Origin of the sequence: Arthrobacter sp. 131MFCol6.1, from assembly GCF_000374925.1 — a bacterium.
In the GTDB taxonomy this organism is placed as follows: Bacteria; Actinomycetota; Actinomycetes; order Actinomycetales; family Micrococcaceae; genus Arthrobacter.
Genome location: NZ_KB895543.1, coordinates 72863 through 89446, shown reverse-complemented (window position 1 = coordinate 89446; position 16584 = coordinate 72863). Strand labels below are relative to the sequence as shown.

The 16584-nt window shown below is 68.9% G+C and carries 16 protein-coding genes and 2 riboswitches; of the genes, 6 read left to right on the top strand and 10 right to left on the bottom strand.

Annotation, left to right across the window (positions count from 1 at the left end; genetic code table 11):
* Positions 1 to 8: 8 nt before the first annotated feature.
* The gene (locus C566_RS0109290; RefSeq protein ID WP_018774060.1) at positions 9 to 977 is read left to right on the top strand and encodes an aminodeoxychorismate lyase; all 969 of its coding nucleotides are present in this window, start codon (positions 9 to 11) and stop codon (positions 975 to 977) included.
* A 10-nt stretch (positions 978 to 987) separates the two neighbouring features.
* Here C566_RS0109290 and C566_RS21240 read toward each other — a convergent pair whose 3' ends face one another.
* Positions 988 to 1956, bottom strand: a complete 969-nt coding sequence (locus C566_RS21240; protein WP_018774059.1) for a hypothetical protein — start codon at positions 1954 to 1956, stop codon at positions 988 to 990.
* A 318-nt stretch (positions 1957 to 2274) separates the two neighbouring features.
* A riboswitch (SAM riboswitch) is annotated at positions 2275 to 2390 on the top strand.
* Positions 2391 to 2402: 12 nt separating this feature from the next.
* Here C566_RS21240 and C566_RS0109280 point away from each other — a divergent pair.
* Genes C566_RS0109280 through C566_RS0109270 form a run of 3 tightly spaced genes read left to right on the top strand, consistent with a single transcriptional unit; the run spans position 2403 to position 4357 of the window.
* On the top strand, positions 2403 to 2732 hold the full coding sequence (locus tag C566_RS0109280; RefSeq protein WP_018774058.1) for a DUF1737 domain-containing protein: 330 nt from the start codon (positions 2403 to 2405) through the stop codon (positions 2730 to 2732).
* Positions 2729 to 3148 carry a rhodanese-like domain-containing protein gene (locus C566_RS0109275; RefSeq protein WP_018774057.1) on the top strand — a complete coding sequence of 140 codons (420 nt, stop codon included), beginning with the start codon at positions 2729 to 2731 and terminating at the stop codon, positions 3146 to 3148. Before C566_RS0109280 ends, C566_RS0109275 begins: the two co-directional genes overlap by 4 nt.
* The gene (locus C566_RS0109270) at positions 3149 to 4357 is read left to right on the top strand and encodes an O-succinylhomoserine sulfhydrylase (RefSeq protein ID WP_018774056.1); all 1209 of its coding nucleotides are present in this window, start codon (positions 3149 to 3151) and stop codon (positions 4355 to 4357) included.
* Positions 4358 to 4385: 28 nt separating this feature from the next.
* On the opposite strand, the gene C566_RS21235 is transcribed toward C566_RS0109270, so the two are convergent.
* The 9 genes from C566_RS21235 to C566_RS0109225 all read right to left on the bottom strand — a co-directional run bounded on the left by C566_RS21235 (position 4386) and on the right by C566_RS0109225 (position 15284).
* The gene (locus C566_RS21235) at positions 4386 to 5477 is read right to left on the bottom strand and encodes a hypothetical protein (protein ID WP_155846833.1); all 1092 of its coding nucleotides are present in this window, start codon (positions 5475 to 5477) and stop codon (positions 4386 to 4388) included.
* Positions 5474 to 6769 carry a glycosyltransferase gene (locus tag C566_RS0109260; RefSeq protein ID WP_018774054.1) on the bottom strand — a complete coding sequence of 432 codons (1296 nt, stop codon included), beginning with the start codon at positions 6767 to 6769 and terminating at the stop codon, positions 5474 to 5476. The genes C566_RS21235 and C566_RS0109260 overlap by 4 nt, the downstream gene beginning before the upstream one ends.
* Positions 6756 to 7700, bottom strand: coding sequence for an ATP-grasp domain-containing protein (locus tag C566_RS21230; RefSeq protein WP_155846832.1), 945 nt, complete (start codon positions 7698 to 7700; stop codon positions 6756 to 6758). Before C566_RS21230 ends, C566_RS0109260 begins: the two co-directional genes overlap by 14 nt.
* Entirely contained in the window at positions 7697 to 8602 is a 906-nt protein-coding gene (locus C566_RS0109250) for a PIG-L deacetylase family protein (protein WP_018774052.1), read from the bottom strand. The genes C566_RS21230 and C566_RS0109250 overlap by 4 nt, the downstream gene beginning before the upstream one ends.
* A gap of 601 nt (positions 8603 to 9203) precedes the next feature.
* Positions 9204 to 10388: a glutamate--cysteine ligase 2 gene (locus tag C566_RS0109245; protein WP_018774051.1), complete on the bottom strand. Its 1185-nt coding sequence runs from the start codon at positions 10386 to 10388 to the stop codon at positions 9204 to 9206.
* A gap of 110 nt (positions 10389 to 10498) precedes the next feature.
* On the bottom strand, positions 10499 to 12022 hold the full coding sequence (locus C566_RS0109240) for a UDP-N-acetylglucosamine 1-carboxyvinyltransferase (RefSeq protein ID WP_018774050.1): 1524 nt from the start codon (positions 12020 to 12022) through the stop codon (positions 10499 to 10501).
* A gap of 136 nt (positions 12023 to 12158) precedes the next feature.
* Positions 12159 to 12962: an energy-coupling factor transporter transmembrane component T family protein gene (locus C566_RS0109235; protein WP_018774049.1), complete on the bottom strand. Its 804-nt coding sequence runs from the start codon at positions 12960 to 12962 to the stop codon at positions 12159 to 12161.
* Positions 12947 to 14608, bottom strand: a complete 1662-nt coding sequence (locus C566_RS0109230; protein WP_018774048.1) for an ABC transporter ATP-binding protein — start codon at positions 14606 to 14608, stop codon at positions 12947 to 12949. The genes C566_RS0109235 and C566_RS0109230 overlap by 16 nt, the downstream gene beginning before the upstream one ends.
* Before the next feature lie 28 nt (positions 14609 to 14636).
* A complete protein-coding gene (locus tag C566_RS0109225; RefSeq protein ID WP_018774047.1) occupies positions 14637 to 15284 on the bottom strand; it encodes an ECF transporter S component in 648 nt (215 codons plus the stop codon).
* Positions 15285 to 15350: 66 nt separating this feature from the next.
* Positions 15351 to 15494: riboswitch (TPP riboswitch) on the bottom strand.
* A gap of 187 nt (positions 15495 to 15681) precedes the next feature.
* On the opposite strand from C566_RS0109225, the gene C566_RS0109220 reads away from it, so the two are divergent.
* A complete protein-coding gene (locus C566_RS0109220; RefSeq protein WP_018774046.1) occupies positions 15682 to 16227 on the top strand; it encodes a heme-degrading domain-containing protein in 546 nt (181 codons plus the stop codon).
* A gap of 38 nt (positions 16228 to 16265) precedes the next feature.
* Complete coding sequence (locus C566_RS0109215; RefSeq protein ID WP_018774045.1) at positions 16266 to 16529, top strand: DUF4235 domain-containing protein; 264 nt, start codon at positions 16266 to 16268, stop codon at positions 16527 to 16529.
* Positions 16530 to 16584: the final 55 nt, after the last annotated feature.

Genomic DNA, 16584 nt, shown 5'->3' with positions numbered 1-16584 from the left:
CTGTAGCCATGACCACTCCTGCCCCCGTTCCTGCGCCCGCGACCGTGCTGGTCTTCCTCGACCCGGCATTCGACGGCGGCCGCGTTGCCGACGCGTCCCAGCCGCAACTGATGGCCACGGACCTGGGCGCCACCCGCGGCGACGGCGTATTCGAATCCCTGCTGGCCGTCGGCGGCCGGCCCCGCAAGATCCAGGCGCACCTGACCCGGCTGGCGGGCTCGGCCCGGCTGCTGGAGCTGGACATCCCGGCCGAGGACGCATGGCGGCGGGCGGTGGAAACCGCCATCCGCGAGTTCCGGGGGCAGGAACCTGCCGCGGCTGCAGCGGGCGGCACGGGGCAGGACGAGGTGGTGGTGAAGCTGATTGTCACCCGCGGGCCGGAGGGCGCGGCTTCGCCTACATGCTGGGTCCAGGCCTCCGCGCCAGCGGCCGCGGGCCGCCGGCAGCGCGAGACCGGGATCGACGTCATCCTGCTGGACCGCGGCTACGACAGTGAAGTCGGCGAGCGCGCCCCGTGGCTCCTGCTCGGCGCCAAGACCCTTTCCTACGCCGTGAACATGGCGGCGTTGCGCTACGCCCACCGGCAGGGCGCCGACGACGTCATCTTCACGTCCGCGGACGGCCGGGTGCTGGAGGGTCCGACGTCGACCGTTCTGCTGGCCCACCTGGAAACCTCGGACGACGGCGCCGGCGGCGTCCGCACCGTCCGGCGGCTCATCACCCCCCAGCTGGACAGCGGCATCCTGCCCGGCACGTCACAGGGCGCCCTGTTCACCGCCGCCAAGGCTGCCGGCTGGGAACTGGGCTACGGCCCGCTGGAGCCGAAGGACCTGCTGGACGCCGACGCGGTCTGGCTGATCTCCAGCATCCGGCTCCTGGCCCCGGTGAACCACATCGACGGCCAGGAAATCGGCACCCCGGAACTGCGGCGCCAGCTCACGGCCGAACTCAACGCCCTCTTCGCCACCATCGAATAGCAGCGCGGGATCACCCCAGGGCGTCCGCTGGCACCGCCGGGCACCGGCGGAAGGAGGCCGGGTTGAACGCCGGGAGCGTGAACGTTGCCAGCACGGCGTCGAGCATTTCCGGGGCCCACGTGCTGTTCTCCCCCAGGGTCGCGCAGACACCCAGCACCACGGGCGTTCCGTCGGTGCGGCGGCGGATCTGGACCTGGACCGGCCCGGTCAGCCCGAGCGTGCGGACGGCGGCCAGACCCAGCTTGCGCACATCCCCGGCCTGATCCGCCGGCACCCTCCGGCTGACTTCGTCGCTGCCGGCGCGTCCATACGGAGTCCTGGTCTTCTCGAGGACCACCGCCACCGGGGCCATCGCGTTGCGCGCCGGGGTACCGAACACCAGGCACACGTAGTCGGCGCCCGGGATGAATTCCTGGACCAGTTGCCCCGCCGGCAGGTTCTTCCAGCTAACGGAGGCGGTCCCGGCCAGCAAGTGGACACCATGGGAGCCTTTGAAGACCCGCGGCTTGACCACCACGGGACCGCTGAGGCCGGCGAGGGATGCCGGCGCGGCGGCGAGGTCGCCCGGAACCGCGAACCGGGGCACCGGAATGCCGGCTGCCTGCAGCGCCCAGGTGGTGAACAGCTGATCGTTGGCGAGGGCCACCGCGGCAGGATCACCCACGATGATCCGCACGTCCTGGGCGAATCCGGCGCGGGCCGCGGCCAGGACCGGGAGTTCCACGGTGAGGGTCGGAATGATGACGTTGATGGCTTCGCGGTCCACCAGCCGGCGCAGGTCCAGGATCATGTCCGGGTCCGTCGCCGGCAGGAGCCTGACCGCGGCGGCGGCGGGGGCCTCGCCGCCCTGGCGGGTGTCGGCGCGGGTGTCGGCGCGGGCATCGGAGCCGAGGTACGGGAGACCCCGGGCTTCGAGCTGGGCCGCGACGGCCCGTCCGGCGGCGCTGGTAATCCCGGTAACGAGTATGCGCGGGCCCACGATTGCTCCATTCCGCCGTCACCGGCCGGACCGCGGCTGCGGCTCCGACCGTTCCAGCCACCGATTCTCAGACAGCCTGTTGATGGACAGACGAGTCGTTTCACGGACTGCTCGATTCACAAACTGCCAGAATCACCTGCAGCGCCAGCCGACGCGTCGGACCTAATCCCTCCAGTAGACGGCGAAACGTCCCGGCAGACACGAGTGGGCAGTACCCGAAACTGCAGCCCGCCACTACTCGCCCGGGCCACGGTCCGGTTACGGAACATGACGAGGGCGGCGGTGCGGGCCGGCGTCGCAGGTGTTACGTTTTTGGGGAGTAATGAGAACCGGCGCCAAGCCCTGACTGGCCGGTCGGCAACCCTCCCTTTTCGCGGCGGGGTGCCTCAGGTGAATACTCGGCATATCGACCATTCGAGCTGCAAGCGTGAAAGAGGAGATCCGTCGTGCCCGACACGTCAACACCCACACCAGCCACCAGTACAGTCCCCGCCGCAGCCCCCAGCGCGGCCGCCGGCGAGGAAAGGCTGGCCTACCGCCTGTTCACCGGCGCGGATGACCGCGCCTTTTGCGAGCGGGTGTCAGCCGCCCTGGCCGAGGGCTATGTGCTGCACGGAAGCCCCGCCGCCAGCTTCAACGGAAGCACCGTGATCGTGGCGCAGGCGCTGGTCCTGCCGGCCGCGATTGCAAGTGCGGACGCCGCCGTGGCCAATGCGGTTGATGAGCTCGACGCCGACGAGTTTGGCGCCGACGGGGCCTTCGCGGGCCACGCATGAGCTACGCCGGAGACCTCAGCCCGGCTGAGGCGTGGGCCAAGCTGGAGGCCGGAGCCATCCTGGTGGATGTCCGAACCGAGGGCGAATGGGCCCACATCGGTATCCCGGACACCGCGGCTGCGGGCGAAAGCCGCAACGATCCGCTCTTCATCCAGTGGAACCTCGCCGGCGGCACGCCGAACCCGCACTTCGTGGAACAGCTAAGGCAGCAGGCGCCGGAGGACACCGCCGTCGAACTGGTGTTCCTTTGCCGCTCCGGTGCCCGGTCGATCGCCGCCGCGACGGCCGCGACGGCAGCCGGCTTCACCTCCTACAACGTCCTTGAGGGCTTCGAAGGCGAGACCGACCGCTTCGGCGAACGCACCGTCAACGGCTGGAAGAACCGCGGCCTGCCCACCAACCTCGGAAAGATTTAAGTGACTTTCAATCCCGACGCCGCCGGCTGGGCGGCCGACACCCAGGCTGTCCGCGGCGGCCTTGACCGCACCGGCTTCCAGGAAACCACCGAGCCGATCTTCCTCAACTCAGGATTCGTCTACGAGTCCGCGGCTGCCGCCGAGCGCGCCTTCACCGGGGAGGACGAGCGCTTCGTCTACTCCCGCTACGGCAACCCCTCCGTCGCCACCTTCCAGGAGCGGCTCCGGCTGCTCGAGGGAACGGAGGCGTGTTTTGCGACGGCGTCCGGCATGTCCGCCGTTTTCACCGCCCTGGGCGCGCTGTTGGCGGCCGGCGACCGGGTGGTCGCGGCCCGCTCGCTGTTCGGCTCGTGCTTCGTGATCCTCAACGAGATCCTGCCGCGCTGGGGTGTCGAGACGGTCTTCGTGGACGGCCCGGACCTGGAGCAGTGGCAAGCCGCGCTGTCCGAGCCGACCACCGCGGTGTTCTTCGAGTCGCCGTCGAACCCCATGCAGGAAATCGTGGACATCGCCGCCGTGAGCAAACTGGCGCATGCGGCCGGCGCCACGGTGGTGGTAGACAACGTCTTCGCCACCCCGCTGCTGCAGCGCTGCGGCGACCTCGGCGCGGACGTGGTGGTCTACTCCGGCACCAAGCACATCGACGGCCAGGGCCGGGTCCTGGGCGGGGCCATCCTGGGCACCAGGGAATTCATCGACGGGCCCGTCAAACAGCTCATGCGGCACACCGGTCCGGCGCTTTCGGCGTTCAATGCCTGGGTGCTCACCAAGGGCCTGGAGACCATGGCCTTGCGCGTCAACCATTCCTCGGCCTCGGCGCTGCGGCTGGCCGAATGGCTCGAGGAACAGCCTGCGGTCGGCTGGGTAAAGTACCCGCTGCTGCCGTCCCACCCGCAGTACCGGCTGGCGGTGCAGCAGATGAAGGCCGGCGGGACCGTGCTCACCCTGGAGCTGCAGCCCTCCCCCGGCCGCACGGCGAAGCAGGCCGCGTTCGCACTCCTGGACGCGCTGCGGATCATCGACATCTCCAACAACCTCGGCGACGCCAAGACGCTCATCACGCACCCGGCCACCACCACGCACCGCGCGATGGGTCCGGAAGGCCGCGCGGCGATCGGGCTCAGCGACGGTGTGGTCCGGCTTTCGGTGGGCCTGGAGGACGTCGAGGACCTCATCCGCGACCTCGGCCAGGCACTCAAGCAGGTCTAGGGCTCAAGCAGTTTAAGGCTGTTGCCGCTCAGGCCCACGCCGCCTTGAGCGACCGCCAGGCGTCGTCGTCGAGCATGCTGGATGGTGTGACGGCGACGGCGGCCGCCCCGCCGGAGACGGCCGCCTCCAGCCCGGCCGCCAGGTCCGCGGCGGAGATACGCCCCTCCTTGGCCCACATCCCGACCGAGATCGCGAACTTGCCGGACCGCTTCGCCATGGCCGCGGCCAGCTCGGCGGAGTAGGACGGAGCGGCGTCGTTGAGCCCAAAATAGTCCCATAAGACCAGCCGGTCCGCGGCCGCGGCGAGCAGCCCGTAGTCATGGCCGCTCTCCGGCCGGTCGCCGGCAGGATCGTGCCACGGCGCCCGGACGTCCATGTCGAGCGTGGCACCGTTCGCGTGCGCGGCCGCCGCCGCCCTGGCCACGACGGCTGCCACCGCCTTCGACCGCCAGGCCCCAAGACTGGGATGTCCGACGTCGATGTCCCCGTTCGCGAGCCGCGGCCAGTCCGTCCCGCCGCTGGCCAGCATGTACGAGTCGCGGTCGTCGCCGCCGTAGGTGTTGTTGTCGAACATCAGTTCCGTCAAGGCCACGGCGTCCGGCTGGTACCGCCTGGTCACTTCGGCCACGAAGTCGACGAGCCGCTCCCCGACGGGTCCCGTTGTGAGTGCGGTGACGCTGGCGAAGTCCGTGGAGCGGGTGCCGTCGAAGTTGATGCCGGCCAGGCCCGGGTTGGTGCTGATCCAGCCGGGGATCAGCAAGTCGATGGTCAGTGTGATCCTGCGTTTCCTGCCATCGCCGCCGGTCCCCAGTACCTTGACCGCTTCGGCCACGTGGTCGCGGCCCGGGACGGCCTCAATCCCGGGGTGGGCGTCCCAAGGGAACGCCGTCCAGTCCAGCCGCCCCACGCTGATGGTGACGCTGTTGGCGTTGACCTCATCGAGCCGTCTGGCCAGTTCCGGCAACGTCGAGGCGGCATCGACCACGGTTTCGTAGCCGACACCGACTGTGCGCTCCGCGGCGGGCGCCGTGGGGCCCTGCGGCCCGCCGCACCCAGAGGCAGCAAGCGCCAGCACCGACAGGAACACCAGAGCAGGGGAGGCAGCCGGTCTGCGCCTCAAACGCTGGCCTCCGGGCGCACCGCCGGGGCGGTGACGCTGACCACACCGGTCCGCGTCAGCTTATTCCAGTGCGCCTCCTTGCCGCGGAGTTCCTGCACCAGCGCCGCCACCATGGTCAGGCTCGTAAACACGGAATAGAGCGGGATGAGCGGGAGCGCCCAGAGGTGCCGCAGGTCCTTCCACGCCCTGTTCATGGCCAGGGCAAACACCGTGAGCAGCAAGGTGATGAACAGCCCCACCCAGCCAAGGATTGCCCAGACGTCCGCGCCGAACGGGCTGCGGCCCAGCGCCACGAGGAAGACCAGATCCACGAGCACGAGAATCTGGAGCACCGGGAGCACCACCATGGTGATGGTGTTGAACAGCAGGTACGCGCCGAACTGGCCGTGCCGCAGGTTGCCGATCATGCGCTTGTGCACACCCATGGTCTGCAGCAGCCCGCGGGCCCAGCGGACGCGCTGGCGCCAGAGCGCCCGGACGGTTGACGGCGACTCGGCATAGACCAGCGCCTCCGGGGCGAAGACCACCCGGTACCCTGCCTTGTGCACCCGCCAGGTGAGTTCCAGGTCCTCGCCTACCGTGTCTTCGCGGAACGGCCCGATCTCCTCCAGGACCCGGCGGGGGAACGCCCCAATGTTGCCGGAGACGATCGGGAGGCAGCCGATCATGGTCAGGGCGCGCCTGACCATCCCGGTGCCGACATGGCTGATGAAGGCCAGCATCCGGGTCTGGACCCGGTCCAGGTTTACCGGCCGGTCATCGCCGCACACGGCCCCGGTGCGCTGGTCGGTGAAACCCTGGAGCATCCGCTTGACCGTGTTCTGGGAGAAGATCCCGTCCGCGTCGACAAACATGAGGACCTCGCCCGTGGCCTGGCGGATGCCCAGATTCAGGGCCGCCCCCTTGCCGGCATTGGCCTGGGTCAGGACCGTGATCCGGGGATCCGACCCGGCGAGAGCATGCATGAGCGCGGCCGTGTTGTCAGTGGAACCGTCATCCACGAGCACCACCTCGTACCGGTCGTACAGGGTGAGCTGAATGGAGCGGACGCAGTTCTCGATGACGGTCGCCTCGTTGAAAGCCGGGACAATGATCGACACGCTGGGCCCCTCATCCAGCAGGGTGGGCGTTGCGCGGCGGCGGCGGCGCCCCGCCCGGAGTTCAAACCAGATGGACAGCGGCAGTACGAGCAGCTTCACGAGCCCGAACACCAGAATCGGCAGGCCGATCAGGAGCAGGAGGTACTCGGCCCCGGGGACGGCAGAGGCGGAGGCGGAACTAAACCAGGACATGGGCGTACGCTCCTGTGCTGTGCCGGAACGAGGCCGGGTTGAAGGAGGAAAGGTCAAACGACGCCAGGACGGCGTCGAGCAGTTCCGGGGCCCGCCCGCTGTTCGCGCCGAACCGTGCGTTCACTTCAAGGACCACCGGGGTCCCGTCGGCACGCCGGCGGACGTCGACGTCGACCGGGCCCGTGAGCCCCAGTGAGCGGACGGCGGCCATCGCCAGATTTCCGACGTCCATGGCCTCGCCGGCTTCGGCGCGGCGGGTGGTCACGGCGTTGCCCACGATGCCCTGCGCCAGTTCCGTCTTCTCCACGACGACGACGAACGGCGCGGCCCCGTTGTGCGCCGGGGTGCCGAAAACCATGGGGCCGTATTCGGTGCCCGGGATGAACTCCTGGACAATCTGGCCCTCCGGCAGGCGGTGCCAGTCCACCTGTTTGCTTCCGTCGATGACCATCACGCCGCGTCCGCCGCGGGAGACCCGCGGCTTGAGAACTATGGGGCCGCCGAGCGCGGCCATGGCGGCGCCGGCATTGGCGAAGTCCCTGGGCACGCCGAACCTCGGCACGGGGACCCCGGCCGTCTGCAGCTGCCAGGCCGTGAAGAGCTTGTCGTTGGCGAGAGCCACCGGACCGGGATCGCCGATGATGACCCGGACGTCGGTCCCGAAGGCGGCACGGTATCCCGCCAGCTGCGGGAGTTCCTCGCTCACCGTGGGAATGACCAGGTTGATGCCCTCCTGGACGACGAGCCGGCGCAGCGCCGAGACCATATCGGGGTCCGAGGCCGGCGGCACCGGAACGACGGTGACGCCCGCCCCGGCGGGCAGCTCGCGGATGTCCGTGCCCAGGACGGGAACGCCACGGGACTTCAGCTGGGCCGCTATGGCGCGGCCCGCGGGGCCTCCGGCACCGGTGACCAGCACCCGGGGCCTCACAGTTTTTCCATTTCCGTGCTCAGCAGACGGACGGGTTCGTAGGCTTCGGCGACCCGGCGCCTCGCCTGTCCGCCGCGGAACGAGGCGATGCCGCGTACCCGCTCGGGCGTCATGTACGGCTTGGCGCGCTGGTCGCTGTGCATCCTCACGGCCTGGACCTTGGCGTCAAGGTAGTCGTCGATGTCAATGAAGACGCTCGGGCTGAAGTCCCGCGTTGCCGACGGGCTCTCATAGCAGAGGATTGAGTGGTGCTGGCGGGCGGCCCGCAGCGTCGCCATGTGGACGGCCTGATGGTCCTGGTGCTGGTCGTGGTTGGAATGCGTGAGGATGATGTCCGGGTTGTACCGGGCAATCGCGGCTTCGATGACACCCACCATTTCCTGGCTGTGCCGGAACAGGTCCGTGTCTGTGAAGTTGTAGTGGGTCATTCCGGTGAGGCCCATGAACGCCGCGCCGCGCTGCGCGTCGAGGGAGCGTTCCAGGGGATCCCCGCCACGGGTGCCATCGCTCATGACGAGCCCCTGCACCTCATGTCCGGAGTCTACGAACTTCGCCAGGGTACCGCCGCAAGCAAGTTCAAGGTCGTCGGGGTGGGCGCCGATGGCCAGCACTCTGCGGGGCTGGCGGGCCGGGGCTCCCCCGGTGCGCAGGGCCGTCAAAGCAACGCCCAGGGACGCGAGCCCGCCCAGCGTAAGCGTGAGGTCGGCAGTCCGCCACAACTCGGGCGCCTCGAGGAAAACGCTGGCCAGATTTGCCACCAGCAGCGTTGAGCCGGCAACAAGGCAAATCCTGCGGAGCAGTTCGGGACGGCGCAAGCGGCGATGGAACCAGGACCGGCCAAGGGCGGCGGCGACCACAAAAGTAATCAGGAAAACGATGAGCAAGACATAAATCGAGACCATATGAATTCAATTCCTAGGTTGAAATTCGGCACCCCAGTGCCGGGCCGGATTAAGCGGTCTGATCTTCAGGCCCGTTCGCATAAGCGAACCGGGCTCTGGGAAGTGAGCGGGGCCATTTTCTGAATCTGCTCGCGGCACCCCCTGGCAGGGTGCCCGCCGGCGAAAGGTGCAGCCACTGCCGGCTGTACGAGCACTGCAGGACGTTGACCAGCGCGTATGTGGCACAGCACAACCGCCCCCCGGCGTGTTACGTGACATGGTGAGACCTTCTGGAAACCTTTGGAAAACCTTGAACCTGCTCCTCCAGTAAAGGCGAGCGGCCTATCAGGGCGCCCGAGTAGGCACTACCCGAACCTCAGTGAACTGAATTAATGGCGGCTACAGGTAGTACTCATATTTCTTGTGTCGACTACCCGGATCAGGCTTTCGCGGTCCGAACGGGGGCGTGCCGGGCCGAACGGAAACAATTTTTTTTGGAAAAGGCGGGGAGCCAATCATTAAACAACCGTGAATCCATATCAGCGTTCGGCAATGAATGCGGCGCCTCTTCGGCTCTTTTTCCTTTTGGCATCCCGCACCCGCAACTGATGCCGGCTCCCGGTCAGGCCGGGCGCAACCGGCCCAGGGGCGAACGATTATCGGCCGGCCCTTCGGTGACGGGCCCCTCGGTGGTCAGTTCGATGGCCCGCTCGACGACGGCGGGCAGGCCACCGGCCCGGAACGGGCCGCGCTGCAGCTGCGAACCGGTGCCCTCTGCCAGAATCCGCTCGACGCCCTCGCGCGCCAGCTCCAGCTCGCCCTGCTCCTCAAGCACCGGGGCCACGAAGTCCACTAGCGCCCTGACCACGTCCGCAGCCGGGGCAGGGGTGAAGGTTCCGAAGTCCAGGAGCTCCCCGCGCAGCCCGCAATTGCTGGCCTGCCAGGCGGCCATCCGCAGCAGCAGCGTGGGCACCGGGGCGGGATCGACGCCGTCGTTCCATTCCCGCGCCGCCGACTCCACGAGGGCGCGCACCAGCACGGCAATGAGGGCAGCGTCCTCGGCCCGCAGGCAGACATCCGCGACCCGGATCTCCACGGTGGGATGCTGACGGCACAGCCGCGCGTCGAAATAGACCATTCCCTCATCCATCAGGACGCCGCTTTCCACCAGCCGGGTGACCACGCGGCGGTAGACGGGGAGGCTGCCGAAGATCATCGTGGGACCCGAGCCCGGCCAGCGGTTCCAGGCCTGCGTGCGGTAGCTCTCGAATCCGGTCTCGGCCCCGTTCCAATAGGGGGAATTCGCGCTGAGCGCTATCAGCACGGCCAGTTTGTCGCGGATCCGGTCCATCACGGCCACGCCCTCCTCCGGGGACTCCACAAAGGTGTGGACGTGGAGGCCGCAGGTCAGCTGGTTCCGGACGGTGAGCCCGAAGCGCTGCTGCATGGTCATATAGCGGGGATTCGGCGTCAGGTGCGTGGCGGAGCCCTGGGGCGACGTAGCCAGGGCCGCGACGCGGCCGCCGTGCGCCCGGGCGGCCTGGTCCGCGAGGGCCCGGCCACGCCTGAGCTGCCGGAGCAGTTCCGTGTACTCCAGGCACGGATGCGTCTGGGTCTCAATCTGTTCGAGCTTGAGTTCGTAGCTGAAATCGGCGCCTTCGTGGACCGGCTTCTGGGCCGGGAGAACCCTGGCGGCTTCCTGCTGCGGCGGCACCAGACTCGGCAGCATGAGGTCAGCGAGGGCAAGCAGCATCCCCGATTCGGGGTCCACTATCAGCAGTTCTTCCTCCACGCCGAAGGTGCGCATGAATCTATTGTGCGTCAGGATCCGCCGAAACGCCCCACACCAACGCGGGGTCACTTCGCGCCCGTGTCATCCCTTCGGATGGGCGCGGAGTGACCCCGCGTTGCTTGGATTCAGTCCTGGAAGTACTCGATCTTCGCGCCGATGGTGTTCAGCCGCTCAGCCAGGTCCTCATAGCCGCGCTCAATGACGTAAATGTTCCTCAGCTCCGAGACGCCTCGGGCCGCCAGCATGGCCAGCAGCAGGCAGGCGGCGGGGCGGAGCGCCGGCGGGCAGCCCACCTCCGCCGCACGCCATTTGCTGGGCCCGTTGACGTAGATGCGGTGCGGATCGAGCAGCTGGACCTGGGCGCCGAGCTTGTTGAGTTCGGTCAGGTAAATGGCCCGGTTCTCGTAGACCCAGTCATGGATCATGGTCTGGCCGTGGGCGTTGGCGGCGATCACCGCGAAGAAGGGCAGGTTGTCGATGTTCAGGCCGGGGAAGGGCATGGGGTGGATCTTGTCCTCCGGCGCCCGCAGCTCCGAAGGCTTGGTGGTGACGTCCACCAGGCGGGTGCGGCCGTTCCGGGCAAAGTACTCCCCGGAAACCTCGAGCCGCTGGCCCATCTGTTCGAGCGTGGCCAGTTCGATTTCCATGAACTCGATCGGGACGCGGCGGATGGTGACTTCCGAGTTCGTCACGATGCCGGCGGTGATGAGGCTCATCGCCTCGATCGGGTCCTCGGACGGGAAGTATTCGACGTCGGCGTCAATCGACGGGCGTCCGGTGATCTTCAGCGTGGTGGTGCCAACCCCGGCGATGTCGACGCCGAGCATCTGCAGGTAGAAGCACAGATCCTGCACCATGTAGTTCGGGCTGGCATTGCGGATGATGGTGGTGCCACGGCGGTGGGCTGCGGCCATGATGGCGTTCTCGGTGACGGTGTCGCCGCGTTCGCTGAGCACGAAGGAGCGGTCGTGACCGTCCGCCGGCGGCGCCTGCACCGCATAGAACCCGGACTTCGCCTCCACGCTGAGGCCGAACTGGCGCAGCGCCTGCATGTGCGGCTGTACGGTGCGGGTGCCGAGGTCGCAGCCGCCGGCGTAGGGCAGCCGGTAGGTGTCGGCCTCGTCCAGCAGCGGGCCCAGGAGCATGATGACGCTGCGGGTCCGGCGGGCCGCCTCCACATCCATGGATGCCAGGTCCAGGACCGCGGGGCGGCGGATCTGGAGGTCGTTCGCGTTGAGCCAGGTGCATTCGACGCCGATGCTGGTCAGCACCTCCACAATCCGGTTCACTTCCTCGATCCGGGCCAGCCGGCGCAGGGTGGTGGTGCCGCGGTTGATGAGGCTGGCGCACAACAGCGCGACGCCGGCATTCTTGCTGCTGTTGACGTCCACCGCGCCGGCGAGCGTGCGGCCGCCCTCGACGCGCAGGTGGGTCATCTGGGGCCGGCCCACCTTGACGATGCTGTGCCCGACGATCGCCTCCAGGCGCTGGATCATCTTCAGGCTCAGGTTCTGCTTGCCCTGTTCCATCCGGGCGATGGCGCTCTGGCTGGTGCCGAGCTCGGCGGCGAGTTGTCCCTGGGTCCAGCCCTTGGCCCCGCGCGCCTCGCGGAGCAGGATGCCTACGTGTTCAGCAGTCGGTTGAGTCATGCCCCGAAAATATCACGCATGATTTATCAATCGCGGCAATTCCGGCCGGAATGGCGCCAATCTCACACGAATACCCGCACCATGCGATAACCGGGCGCGGCGCCGCAACTCCCCGGACCTCCGGCGGCGGCGCTGGTTACTGGCGGGTGAGGAAGACGAGGTTCCAGGTGCCCGCGCCGAGGGCCGCGGCGACGGCGGCAGCGGCGATGCCGAGTCCGCCCAGCAGCACCCAGGCGTCGAGTCCGCTGAACGTGGACGGCCGGGCCCAGGTCCGCTCGGCGCCGCCGAACCCGCGGGCCTCCATGGTCACCGCGAGCCGCGAGGCGCTCCGGATCGCCTGCACCAGCAGGCCGAAACTCTGGCCCAGCATGGCGCGGAACCGCTGGTAGGGGTTGCCGCTTGAGCCCACGCCGCGGGCCCGCCGGGCCATGCCGATGGTCTGCCATTGCTCGGCCATGATCCCGACGAGCCGCATGGCGGCCAGGGTTCCCAGGACGAACCGGTGCGGCAGTTTTGCGTTCTGGGCCAGGGCGTCGGCCAGGTCCGTGGGGTCGGTGCAGCTCATCAGCAGCACCGCAGGCAATGCGATCGCGAGCCCGCGGAGCATGAAGCCGATCCCCAGCTGCAGGGAACCGGCACTGATGGACCAGATCCCGGCATCGAGCAGGACGGATCCGGAGTCAGGCGCCAGGATGGCCGTGCTCCAGCCGCCCAGCGCCGCCGCGAGGATCAGCGGCCAGCCGCGCTGCCACAGCAAGGCCACGGTCAGGCCCGCCAGCGGCAGGAGCAGCAGTTCGAAGGCGAGCGCCACCGACGCCGAAACCCAGTCAATGGACAGCGCCAGGACCAGGGTGATCAGGGTGACCGCCGTGAACTTGGCGAGCGGGTTGGCGCGGGTCAGCAGCGCATGGTTGCCGCGCAGGCTCAGTGCGTCCCCCATGGCGAGGCCCCCTCCGGCAGCTGAAGATCCGGGCCGGGAGCATCCGCGGCGGCGGCTTCCCGTGGCCGGAGGCGCAGTTCGGTGCCACCGAGGACGGCGCTGAATTCGGCGTCGTGCGTCACGGACACGACGGCGGTGCCGGCGTCGAGCAGCTCGGACAGGAACGAGGCGAGTTCGGCCCAGGTATTGGCATCCTGGCCGAAGGTGGGCTCATCCAGGATCAGCACCTGGGGGTGCGCCGCCAGCACGGTTGCTACCGAAAGGCGCCGCTTCTCGCCGCCGGAGAGCGTGTAGGGGTTGGCGTCCACAAGCTCCGTCAACCGCAGCCGCTCCAGCAGTTCGTCCACGCGGTCTTCGCCGTAACCGAGGTGGCGCGGGCCGAACATGAGCTCGTCGAGGACCTTGCCGGTGACGAACTGGTGCTCGGGTTCCTGGAAGACGGTTCCGATCCTGGCGATCAGCTGCTGGGCCTTCCACCGGTAGGGATCGGGCCCGGCGCCCCTGCTTAACCGATCAGCGGAGCGACCACTGGAGTGACCAGCGGCGGGACTGCTCAGCTCCGCCGCGGCCGCGACCGTTCCCGCAACGGGCCGCAGGAGCCCGGCCAGCGTCAGCGCCAGGGTGGACTTCCCCGTGCCGTTCGCTCCGGTGATGGTCAGGGCCTCGCCGGCGCGGACCTGGACCGAGACCCCGGACTGGACCGGGCGCGGCGCGATGGTGCGGAACCCGTCGCGCAGCCCGGCCCGCCGCGGCCGCTCGCGGGACACTGCGAGCCCTTCGGCCGCGAGCAGAACGTGTCCCGCGCCCCGCGCCGGCAGCCGCATCCGCGTCGCCGGGACGTGGCCCGGCACCCAGACACCCGCACCGATGAGCATGTCCCGCGCCTCGGCCAGGACCCGGTCCGGGGGCCCATCGATGAGGACCGCGGAGTCCGTGGCGGACCCTGGCTGCAGCACCACGATCCTGTCCACAAGGTCTTTCCAGACCCCCACCCGGTGCTCCACGACCACCAGCGTGGCGCCCGTCTTGTCCAGGCAGCGGCCGACGGCGTCGCGGACCTCCAGGACGCCCGCGGGGTCGAGGTTGGCGGTCGGCTCGTCCAGCAGCAGCAGCCCTGGCCGCATCGCGAGGATCCCGGCGAGCGCCAGCCGTTGCTTTTGTCCGCCGGAGAGGGCCGACGTCGGATGGTCCAGCGGCAGCCGGCCCAGCCCGACGTCGTCGAGCGCCTCGCGCACGCGCGGCCAGATCTCCGCTGCCGGGACGGCCAGGTTCTCCGCCCCGAAGGCGACGTCGTCGCCGAGACGGGACAGCACCACCTGTGTTTCCGGGTCCTGCTGCACCAGCCCGGCGCGGCCGCGCTGCGCCCGTGGCGCGGCGCCGTCGATCAGCAGGCTGCCGGTCTCGTCTGTGTTCTCGGCTTCGCCGGAGTCGCCGGAGTCGCCGGCCGCGCCGTCGCCCAGCACGCCGGCCAGGGCGTGGAGCAGCGTCGACTTGCCGGCGCCGGAAGGCCCCAGCAGGAGCACGCGCTCCCCCGGCCGGATGTCCAGGTCAAGGCCGCTGACCGCGGGCCGGGTCCGTCCGGCGTGCCGCCAGCCCCAGCCGCGGGCCGTGACGGCGGCCGGCCGGACGCCCGGTGAAGATTTCATGGTTCTCTGCAGGATTCAGCGACGGGGCTCAGGAGAAGACGGGCTCCGTGGCGGCCTTGCGGGAGGCAAAGGAGCCCAGCACCCCGGTCTTCGCCAGGCCGCGGGTGGCGAGCCAGGCCAGTCCGCCGGCAATCACTGCGCCGGAGATCGTGGTGAAGACGATGTAGGCGAGCTTGTCGCCGGCTTCGTAGGCGATGTTCCAGCCCCACGGCAGGAAGGAGTCGTTCAGGCCGCAGAAGAGGCCCGCGCCGGCGCCGGCCAGCACGGAGACGGGCAGGTTGAACTTCTTGTAGAGGAAGGCCGCGAAGACCAGTTCGGCGCCGAGGCCCTGCAGGATGCCGGAAATCAGCACCGTGGTGCCGTACTGCGAGCCCATGATGAGCTCGCCCGTGGCCGCGACGGTTTCGCAGAAGAGCGCGGCGCCGGGCTTGCGGATGATGAGCATCCCCAGCACCGCCGGGATCATCCACCCGCCGGCGTAGAGTCCGCTCAGCGGCGGGTAGACCGCGTTGACCGGAGTCGAGATCAGGTTCGCGCCCTGGGACCAGGCCCAGAAAATGACGCCGCCGGCTACGGCGATCAACGCGGCCACCACAATGTCCACCACGCGCCAACTGAAGTTGCGCCGGGCGGATGAACGGCTGGCGGAACCATGCTGTGCTGAAATATCTGTCATGTCGTCCTCCTGAGGAACAGGAGGGGAGGGTGCTCCGGCCGGTCTCGGCTTCCGCCGCCGTCCGCGCACCCTGAGAACTCGACTCCCTTGCGCCGGTACTAACCGGATCAGGTTCGAGGGTCTGCGGCTGTCCGCACTCTCAGCGCCCACCATAGGTTTCCCCGGATTTTTCCGGCGATGCCCGACGGCGGCGCTCCCCTGTCGTAATTATTTTCGCCCTTGTGGGCTGGCTCAGTTTACACCCGGACGGCCGGGTTTTCAGTGGTGTGCCGTCACAATCGTGGACCGGACTGCGGCGGTCCCGGCGGCCGGGAAAACCCTCTTGGTAGAGTCGTCGTGTCGGACACCCGGACCCGCCAGCGGGCGGCCTCGTCACCCACCGGAAAGCTGGAATATTTTGTCGCACTCACCGGCCACACAAGGTCCCTCCGGGGAATACGATCCCGATTCGAGCGAGCCGCAGCCGCAGGGTTCCCTGGCGGCGCTCATCGGCCGCGTGCTGGCCGAGATGGAGGCGCTCCAGTTTGCATCGTTCAGCAAGGATGACGCCCTGGACCTCGGGCTCCTCCTTGTCGAGCTGGGCAGGCAACGCTCGCTGCCCATCGCCGTCGACATCACCAAAGGCGAGCAGGTGCTCTTCCACGCCGCGCTGGACGGCGCCACACCGGACAACGAACGCTGGATCAACGCCAAGAAGCGCACCGCCATGCGGTACGAGGTCCCGTCCCTGCTGGTGGGCCTCCGGGCCCGCGCGGCAGGCGGAAGGATCGAGGACAACGCCTGGTGGGACCAGTCGGAGTTCGCCGCCCACGGCGGGGCGTTCCCCATCTACGTGCGCGGCACGGGTGCCGTTGCCGTCGTCACCGTCTCCGGCCTGCCCCAGAAGACGGATCACGAACTGGTGGTCGAGGCCCTGCGGATGGTCCTCACCCCGGAACGCTAGGCTAGGGGAAAACCGTTCCCGTCCAAGGAGACCGAAGAATGAACATCCTCATCAAGCTGCTCGGCACCGGCGTCAGCCTCCTCGCCGGCTTTGCCGGCACCAAGCTGGTGGACACCATGTGGGAGAAGTCCACGGGCAACAAGCCGCCCAAGGGCCAGGAGGACGACGTCCCCACCACCCTGCGCTCGGCCCTGACCTTCGCCCTGATCTCCGCATCGGTCAGCGCCATCATCCAGGTGCTCGCCAACCGCGGCACCCAGCGCGCGATCACCCGCTTCGCGAAGACCCAGGACATCGTCTGACCGGACCCGACTAGCCGCGGCCGTTGCGGTCGAAGCGCCGGCCACGGCGCCGGCC